Source organism: Stenotrophomonas lacuserhaii (assembly GCF_039674585.1).
GTDB lineage: Bacteria > Pseudomonadota > Gammaproteobacteria > Xanthomonadales > Xanthomonadaceae > Stenotrophomonas > Stenotrophomonas pennii_A.
On record NZ_JBDJNU010000001.1, the window covers coordinates 184,360 to 193,060 of the forward strand.

Here is an 8,701-nt window from a genome sequence, read left to right on the forward strand (position 1 = left end):
GGGCAGTCTCCTTGAAGGAGTCTCCACGCTAATCGCGACCGGTTCCGAGGGTTATCGGCCGATAACCGACTCCCGCGTCGGTAGACGCCCGCTCCGCAGACGACCCCTGCCGCCATTCTTACTGGCGGGTGGCGGCCCCCGGAATCTCTCCGAGGGCTGGGCGGTGGGGCTGGGCGGGGGCGTTGAGCGCCATGGATGGCGCGAAACGAGGCCCGCATGGATGCAGTTTTTGCCGTCCCCCGCCCAGCCCCACCGCCCGACCCTGGCACGTAGCCGAGCGCCCCTCCCACCTGCAGGCTATGCCTCGCGCAACGCCAGCGCTGGCGGCGTATGCAGGATCCGCCGCGTGCCCCACCATCCGGCGAACACACTCAGCGCCACCCCGCAGGCACCACCGGCCAGCAATCCCGGCCACGGCGGCGACAGCGCCAGTTCGAACACCTGCCGCGACACCACCACGCCGATGATCGCCGCCGCACCGACCGCCAGGATCGCCGCCAGCAGTCCCAACGCGCCGAATTCCACCAGCACCGCACCGCGCAGCTGGCGCCGCGTGGCCCCCAGCGTACGCAGCACCGCGCTGTCGTAGCGCCGCTCACCGGCGGTCGACTGCAGCGCCGCCAGCAACACCAGCACGCCGGCCAGCAGGCTGAAACCCATCACCACCTGGATCGCCTGCGCGACCCGGTCCATCACCTGCCGCACCTCGCTGATCAGTCCATCGATATCCAGCAGCGACAGGTTCGGCTGCTCGCGTACCAGCTGGCCCAGTCCGGCCGCCTTGGCGCGCGGCAGATGGAAGGCAGAGATCAGGTTGTGCGGGGCATCGCCTACCGCATTGGCGTTGACCAGCACGAAGAAGTTGACCCGGAAGCTGTTCCACTCGGCCTTGCGGATGCTGGTGATGGTGTACTCGCGCTGCTGTTCGCCGACCTGCAGCGTCACCCGGTCACCCAGCCCGGCGCCGTAGCGGCGGGCCCAACCCTCTTCCACGGAGGCCTCGGCGGCGGTGCTGTCGGCCGCCCAGAAGCGGCCCTGCAGCAGCTGGTTTGCCGGCGGGAAGGTGGTGCGCCAGCTGAAGTTCAGCGGCCGGTCGCGGTCGTTGTCCGCAGCGCCTGCTGGCGGCGTGCCGTTGTCCTGCGCCGCGTCCTGGTCATCGCCACGCCGACGCGGTGCGTCGCCGTTCAATGCCAGCAGGCGACCGGTGGCGAACGGTTCCACGCTGGCATCCACCGCACCCTGCGCGGTCAGCGCATCCAGCACGATCTGGCGCTGGTCCGGCTGGATGTTCATCAGGAAGTAGTTCGGTGTGTCCGCCGGCAGGCGGTCGCGCCATTGCTGCAGCAGGCCCGGCCCGACCACGGCCAGCATCAACAGCGAACACAGCGACAGCGACAGCCCGACCAGCTGCATCACCGCCAGCGCGCGGCGGCGGGTCAACGCGGCCAGGCCGAGGCGCCAGTTGCCGTGCAGGCGATGCTGCAGGCCCCGCACCAGCATCAGCAGGGCGAAGCCACCGCCTGCGGCGAGCAGCGCCAGCGCGGCCAGTCCGCCCAGCACCCACAACGCCAGCTTGAGGTCGCCGGTGACCTGCACGGTCAGCGCCAGGCTGGCCAGCAGGGCGCCGGCATACACCAGCAGCGAGGCCGGTGGCAGGGTTGCGAAACTGCGGTTGAGCACGCGCATCGGCGGCACGTTGCGCAGCCGCAGCAGCGGCGGCAGGCCGAAGCCGAGCAGCAGCAGCAGACCGATGCCGGCCCCGGTCAGCGCCGGCAGCGCCTGCGGCAGGGGCAGCCGCTGCGGCACCAGTCCGCCGAGGATCTGCACCAGCCCTTCCTGCGCCGCCATGCCCACCAGCACGCCGACCACGCAGGCCGGGATCGCCATCAACACCAGCTGCAGCGCCAGGCTGCCAAGGATGTCGCGCTGGCGTGCGCCCAGGCAGCGCAGCACCGCAACCTGGTCGATGCGGCTCAACGCGAAACGGTTGGCGGCCAGTGCCGTGGCGACGCCGGACAGCAGCACCGCCAGCAAGGCACTCAAGCCGAGGAAACGCCCGGCCAGCTGGAATGATTCGCGCACCCCGCGCTGGGTATCGCCGACGCCGAGCAGGCGCAGCCCCTGCACGCGCGGCTGCAGCCACTGGCGGAAATCCGCAATGGCCTCGGCCTCGCCGACGAACATCGTGCGGTAGCTGATCCGGCTGCCCGGATCGAGCAGGCCGGTCCCTTCGACGTCGGCACGGTTGACCAGCAGGGTGGGCGACAGGGTGAGCAGTTCGCTGGACGTGTCCGGTTCCGATTCGATGCTGCCGGCCACCCGCAGCGTGCCTGCGCCGAACTCCAGTTCGTCGCCGATGCGCAGGTCCAGGGCCTGCAGCAGGCGGGGATCGGCGAAGGCTTCGCCGCGGGCCGGCGCGGCGGCGGCTTCGTTCAACACGGCATCCGCCCCGGTCCGCACACGCAGTTGGCCGCGCAGCGGGTAACCGGCTTCCACCGCCTTGATGGTGGCCATCTGGCTGGCTTCGCCATGGAACAGCACGCTGCCAAAGGCGGCGATGCGGGTGCTCTGCAGTCCGCGCCGGGTGCCTTCGCCGACCAGTTCGGCCGGCGCTTCGGCGCGCCCGCTGATGCCGAGGTCACCGCCCAGCATCTCCGCGGTGCTGTTGGCCAGCGCCAGGTTGACCCGGTCCACCAGCGTGCCGACCGCGGTCATCACCGCCACGCCCAGCACCAGCGCGGCAAACACCGTCAGCAGGTCGCCGGCCAGCGCTTCGCGGCGCAGTGAACGCAGCGCGTGGCGCAGCAGGTTCATGCGTCCGCCCCGTGCGTGACCTGCTGCAGGCGGCCGTTGTCGATGCGATGGATGAACTGGCAGCGCTGCGCCAGGCGCAGGTCGTGGGTGACCAGCACCAGGGTGGTGGCGCTGTCGGCATTCAAGGCGAACAGCAGGTCGCTGATGTGCTGGCCGGTAGCCTGGTCCAGCGAGCCGGTTGGTTCATCGGCGAACAGGATGCGCGGGCGCGCCACGAAGGCCCGTGCCAGCGCCACGCGCTGCTGTTCGCCGCCGGACAGCTGGCGCGGATAGTGGCGCGCGCGGTGCGCCAGGCCCACCGCTTCGAGCACCTGCTCGACCCGGGCAGGATCCTCGCGCCCGGCCAGTTCCAACGGCAGGGCGATGTTCTCCGCCGCGGTCAACGCCGGCAGCAGGTGGAAGCTCTGGAACACGAAGCCGACCTCGCGCGCGCGCAGCTGGGCGCGGGCTTCTTCGTCCAGGCCGCCGAGCACGCTGCCGGCCAGGGTGATGCTGCCGCGGCTGGGCAGGTCCAGCCCGGCCAGCAGGCCGAGCAGGGTGGTCTTGCCCGAACCGGAGGCACCGACGATGGCAACCGAGGTGCCTTCATGTACCGTCATGCTGATGTTGTCCAGTATGTGGACTTCACCCTCCGGGCCATGCACGGATTTGCCGACCTGGTCGACGGCGATGGCGACGGGCGCGCTGCGGGGGGACAGGCTGTCGATGAGGAGACTCCAATGCGCGTTACAGGACAAGGCCGGAACATCGGCCGGATGGGAATGCTGCTGGCATGGTTGCTGCTGTTGCCGGTGCTGGCGTGTGCCAAAGGTCAAGCCACAACGGTGCTGGTGCTCGGCGACAGCCTCAGTGCCGCCCACAATATCCCGGCCGGCACCGGCTGGGTGGACCTGCTGGGCAAGCGGCTCAGCACCCGTTCGGGCTCGCCGGCACGGGTGGTCAATGCCAGCATGAGCGGGGAAACCACCGCCGGCGCGGCGACCCGACTGCCGGGACTGCTGGCACGGGAGAAACCCGGCGTGGTAGTCATCGCGCTGGGCGGCAACGATGCGCTGCGCGGGCTGACCCCCGCCCAGATCCGCGCCAACCTGGAGAAGATGATCGTGGCCAGCCAGCAGGGCGGCGCCAAGGTGCTGATGCTCGGCATCGACGTGCCACCCAACTACGGCCCGGCGTACCGCCAGCGCCTGGCCGCGGTATATCGCGCGTTGTCCGACCAGTACGGGGTGCCCCTGCTGCCGTTCCTGCTGGAGGGCGTCGCGCTGCAGCCCGGGATGATGCAGTCCGACGGCCTGCACCCTACCCAGAGCGCCCAGCCGAAGGTGCTTTCCAACGTCTGGCCGCTGCTGCAGCCCCTGCTCTGAAGCGTTCAGTCGATGGGCGTGGCCACTTCACGCCGCGTGCACCGTCGATCCGGCATGTTTCACAAAGCTGAAGTTAGAGGGAAGACCATGCGTCAGACGAAGGAAACCTCCGGCCTTGTTCTGGTCGTCGAGGACAACCGCAATATCTCCGAGATGATCGGCGAGTATCTGGAAGGCCGTGGTTTCGAGGTCGACTATGCCCAGGACGGCTTGGACGGTTATCGTCTGGCGGCGGAAAACAGTTACGACGTGGTCGTGCTGGATCTGATGCTGCCGCGCCTGGACGGCATCGAAGTCTGCCGCCGCCTGCGCAACGATGCCCGCAAGTCCACGCCGGTGCTGATGCTGACCGCGCGCGACACGCTGGATGACAAGCTCACCGGGCTGGGCTTCGGCGCGGACGATTACCTGACCAAGCCGTTCGCGATCCAGGAACTGGAAGCCCGCCTGCGTGCCCTGATCCGCCGCGAGCGCCGCCAGGTGGGCTCGGAAGTGCTGAAGGTCGCCGACCTGGTGCTGGATCCGGTGAGCATGCGCGCCACCCGCGCCGGCACCGAACTGCAGCTTTCGCCGATCGGCCTGCGCCTGCTGACCATCCTGATGCGCGAATCGCCGCGCGTGGTCACCCGGCAGGAAATCGAGCGCGAGATCTGGGGCAACGGGCTGCCGGATTCGGATACCCTGCGCAGCCATCTGTACAACCTGCGCAAGATCATCGATAAGCCGTTCGACCGCCCGCTGCTGCACACTGTGCAGAGCGCCGGTTACCGCATCGCCGATATCGCCCAGCCGATGGGCTGACATCGCCGTCATGGTCCCCGTGCAGGCCGCCAACGGCCCCTGCACGGGGGAATGACGCACCCGCTGCCTATACTCGGCGCGGCCATCTTCCGTAGTGATCCCGCCTGATGCCGCACGGCCTGCCGCGCAAGATACGTATCGCCTTCATCCTGCAGGCCGTCCTGGCCAGCCTCGGCATCCTGCTTGGTGCGTGGCTGGTGTCGCTGGTGATCAAGCACAGCCTGGTCAGTGCCGCCCTGCGCGAGGAAGCGGCGTACTACTGGACGCTGCACGAGGCGTCGCCTACGCAGCCGCCACCCAACACCCACAACATCCGTGGCTACCTGGTCGAAACCGGGCGCTCCAGCCTGTCGCTGCCGGCCAACCTGCGCGACCTGCCGGCTGGCTTCCATGAACTGCGCGGCGATGACCAGCTGGTGTGGGTGGACGTGCGTCCCGAGGGTCGCCTCTACCTGGTGTTCCTGCGCTCGCGCGCCGAGCTGCTGGCGTTCTGGTTCGGCATCGTGCCGGTGCTGCTTACCCTGCTGGCGGTGTACGGCGCCAGCTGGGTCACTTACCGCGCGTCCAAGCGGCTGGTGTCGCCGGTCAACTGGCTGGCGCGCCGGGTGTCGCGCTGGGATCCGGCCAAGCCGCAGGCCAGCGACCTGGACCCGCAGAAACTGCCCGCCGACATGCAGGGCGAGACCCGGCAGCTGGCCGCAGCCTTGCATTCGCTGGCCAACCGGGTCACCGAGAATGTCGCCCGCGAGCGCAACTTCACCCGCGATGCCAGCCATGAGCTGCGAACCCCGTTGACCGTGATCCGGGTGGCCAGCGACATGGCCCTGGCCGATGAAACCGCGTCGCCGCGCCAGCAGCGCAGCCTGCAGCGTATCCAGCGCGCAGGCCGCGAGATGGAAGCGGTGATCGATGCTTTCCTGATCCTGGCGCGCGAGGCCGATGTCGAGCCGCAGATGGAGATGTTCGATGTGGTCGAGGTGGTGCGCCACGAAGTGGACACCGCCACCGGACTCATGGCCGATCGACCCGTACACGTGGAGCTGCACCACGACGGCGCGGTCGAGCTGCACGGGCCGCCACGGGTGCTGCAGGTGGTGATCAGCAACCTGGTGCGCAATGCCTGCAACTACACCGACGAAGGCCGCGTGGACGTGTTCGTCGAACACGACCGCGTGCGCGTGATCGATACCGGCATCGGCATGTCCCCCGAAGCGTTGGACAAGGCCTTCGAGCCCTTCTACCGTGCCGAGCCGGACCGCCCGCAGGGCACCGGGCTGGGCCTGTCGATCGTGCGCCGCCTGTGCGACCGCTTCGGCTGGAAGGTCACCCTGACCAGCCAGGCGGGCAAGGGCACCGAAGCGACGGTGATCTTCCGCTGAACCCGGATGCAGGTAGCGCCGAGCCATGCTCGGCGAGCGCAGCGGCAAGGTCGTGACGACCAACGGTCGTCACCCACCACGAAATGACGGCCAGCGGCCGTCACTACTCAATCGCAGCTGACCTTGGGCGCCAGCGCCTTCTTCCAGATCGCATACCCGGCCGGGGTCATGTGCAGCATGTCCTCGCGGAACAGCGACGGATCGGGCTGCCCGTCGCGGCCCAGCATCGGGGTGTAGATGTCGGTGTAGCCGGTCTTCGGCAGCGCAGCGAGTGCGCTGCGGATCATCGTGTTGGCTTCGATGATGCCCGGCAGCAGGTGCGCGCGTGACGGGCTGGGCTTGATCGATATGTACTCCACCGTCGTCGATGGCAGCTCGCGGCGCACGCGGGCCACGAACGCGAGCACGTCGTCACGGACCTGCGCGGGGCTTCGGCCACTGTTGAGGTCGTTGTCGCCGGCATACAGGAACACCTTGCAGGGCGCGTAAGGCACCACGATGCGGTCGGCATACCAGGTGCTGTCACGCACCTCCGATCCCCCGAAGCCACGGTTGAACACCGGCTTGCCCGGGAAATCCGCGGCCAGGCTGTCCCACATGCGGATCGAGGAACTGCCGACGAACTCGATGCCGTCGCGCGGCGGCGGGCTGACCAGGTCGGCCTTGGCGAAGGCGGCCATGTCATCGGCCCAGGCGACGTTGGACACTTCTTCCGGCACCTGCGCGGGCCGCGGCGGCGACAGCGCGTGGGCGAAGCCGGCGGTGGACAGGCAGAGGGCGAGGGCGAGCAGCAGGGGGCGGCGTGGCAGGTTCATCAGGATCTCCAGCGGGTTGCAGCCTTGGATGATAACGGCGCTGGGGCTGCCACTGCCGGCCGCGGCGGGATGGCAGGCATGCCCTTATGGCAAAATAGCGGCCTGCTGCCCACCCTGGCTTTCCATGACCGTCCGCTCCCTGTCCCTGCGGTTGCTTCGTCGCGACCCGATCGCCTGCGCTTCCGCTGGAGCACGTCGCCATGGCTGATCAGTTCGGCCACATGCCGCGCGGCCCGCGACGCATCCTGCAGGCCGCACGCTGGTCCTGGCAGGGCCTGCGCGCGGCGTGGTTGCACGAGTCCTCGTTCCGGCTGGAAGCCTGGCTGCTGCTGCTGTTCACCCCGGTGGCGCTATGGCTGGGTGACAGTGCCATCGAGCGCATCCTGATGATCGGCTCGATGCTGCTGGTGCTGGCCACCGAGCTGCTCAATTCGGCCATCGAGGCGGTGATCGAGCGCTACGGTCCGGAGATCCACGAACTGGCCGGTCGTGCCAAGGACATGGGCTCGGCCGCGGTGTTCGTGCTGATGATGAATGTACTGCTGTGCTGGGGGCTGATCCTGGTGCCCCGCTTGTTCTGACCCTCTCTCCCCGACTTACTTCGAAGATACCGCCATGCCCTTTGTTGAACTCCTTTCCGATCCGAACGTCTGGTTGACCCTGCTTACGCTGAGTGCGCTGGAAATCGTGCTCGGCATCGACAACCTGGTGTTCATTTCCATCGCGGTCAGCAAGCTGCCTGAAGCGCGCCGCCCGTTCGCGCGCAAGCTGGGCATCGCGGTGGCCTGCATCACCCGCATCCTGCTGCTGGTGTCGCTGGCTTACCTGGCGCACATGCAGGCCAACCTGTTCACCGTGGCCGGCATGGGCATTTCCATCCGTGACCTGGTGCTGATCCTGGGTGGCCTGTTCCTGATCATCAAGGGCGGCATGGAAATCCGCGAGCTGATCACCGGCGGTGAAGACGAAGACCCGACCACCACCAAGGCGTCGGCGGTGTTCGGCATGGTGATCCTGCAGATCGCGATCATCGACATCGTGTTTTCGCTGGACTCGGTCATCACCGCGGTCGGCATCGCCGAGCATGTGCCGGTGATGGTGGCGGCGATCCTGCTGTCGGTGGCGGTGATGCTGCTGGCGGCCAACCCGCTGGGCCGTTTCATCGATGCCAACCCGACGGTGAAGATGCTGGCGCTGGCCTTCATCCTGCTGATCGGCGCGGTGCTGATCCTGGATGGCCTGGACGTGCACGTGCCCAAGCCGTACATCTACGCGGCGATGGGGTTCTCGGTGCTGGTGGAATGGCTGAACCTGCTGATGCGCCGCCGTGCGGTGGCCCATCACGTGCCGGGTGCCGGCAACTGGTGATCGGGTGTGGTTGCCGGGCCTGCGGCCCGGCTGCCCGCTTTTGAAGCAACGTCAACGTCAACGTCCAAAGCGGGATCGCTTGTTGGCGGGGCGGGGCGTGGTGGGTTGGCGTGGGACGGCAAGAGCCGCTCCTGCGGGCCTCGTTTCGCGCCATCCATGG

The 8,701-nt window shown here is 68.4% G+C and carries 8 protein-coding genes; 5 read left to right on the plus strand and 3 right to left on the minus strand.

What is annotated here, in order from left to right; translation table 11 throughout:
* Nucleotides 1-297 precede the first annotated feature (297 nt).
* Together ABE522_RS00745 and ABE522_RS00750 are read right to left on the minus strand one after the other, a co-directional pair.
* Nucleotides 298-2,814 (minus strand): ABC transporter permease, encoded by a 2,517-nt coding sequence (locus ABE522_RS00745; protein ID WP_346589873.1) that lies wholly within the window; start codon nt 2,812-2,814, stop codon nt 298-300.
* Nucleotides 2,811-3,458 (minus strand): ABC transporter ATP-binding protein, encoded by a 648-nt coding sequence (locus ABE522_RS00750; protein ID WP_346589891.1) that lies wholly within the window; start codon nt 3,456-3,458, stop codon nt 2,811-2,813. Before ABE522_RS00750 ends, ABE522_RS00745 begins: the two co-directional genes overlap by 4 nt.
* A gap of 75 nt (nt 3,459-3,533) precedes the next feature.
* Between ABE522_RS00750 and ABE522_RS00755 the strand changes: the two genes are divergently transcribed.
* The 3 genes from ABE522_RS00755 (at nt 3,534) to ABE522_RS00765 (ending at nt 6,358) form a co-directional block, all read left to right on the plus strand.
* Entirely contained in the window at nt 3,534-4,178 is a 645-nt protein-coding gene (locus ABE522_RS00755; protein ID WP_346589875.1) for an arylesterase, read from the plus strand.
* Nucleotides 4,179-4,265: 87 nt separating this feature from the next.
* Entirely contained in the window at nt 4,266-4,979 is a 714-nt protein-coding gene (locus ABE522_RS00760) for a response regulator transcription factor (protein WP_042613699.1), read from the plus strand.
* A 107-nt stretch (nt 4,980-5,086) separates the two neighbouring features.
* On the plus strand, nt 5,087-6,358 hold the full coding sequence (locus tag ABE522_RS00765; RefSeq protein WP_346589876.1) for a sensor histidine kinase: 1,272 nt from the start codon (nt 5,087-5,089) through the stop codon (nt 6,356-6,358).
* 107 nt (nt 6,359-6,465) lie between these two features.
* On the opposite strand, the gene ABE522_RS00770 is transcribed toward ABE522_RS00765, so the two are convergent.
* Entirely contained in the window at nt 6,466-7,173 is a 708-nt protein-coding gene (locus ABE522_RS00770; RefSeq protein ID WP_346589878.1) for an SGNH/GDSL hydrolase family protein, read from the minus strand.
* 200 nt (nt 7,174-7,373) lie between these two features.
* Between ABE522_RS00770 and ABE522_RS00775 the strand changes: the two genes are divergently transcribed.
* Both ABE522_RS00775 and ABE522_RS00780 read left to right on the plus strand, forming a co-directional pair.
* Nucleotides 7,374-7,754, plus strand: a complete 381-nt coding sequence (locus tag ABE522_RS00775) for a diacylglycerol kinase (RefSeq protein ID WP_042613702.1) — start codon at nt 7,374-7,376, stop codon at nt 7,752-7,754.
* Nucleotides 7,755-7,788: 34 nt separating this feature from the next.
* Nucleotides 7,789-8,541, plus strand: coding sequence for a TerC family protein (locus tag ABE522_RS00780; RefSeq protein WP_346589880.1), 753 nt, complete (start codon nt 7,789-7,791; stop codon nt 8,539-8,541).
* Nucleotides 8,542-8,701 lie beyond the last annotated feature (160 nt).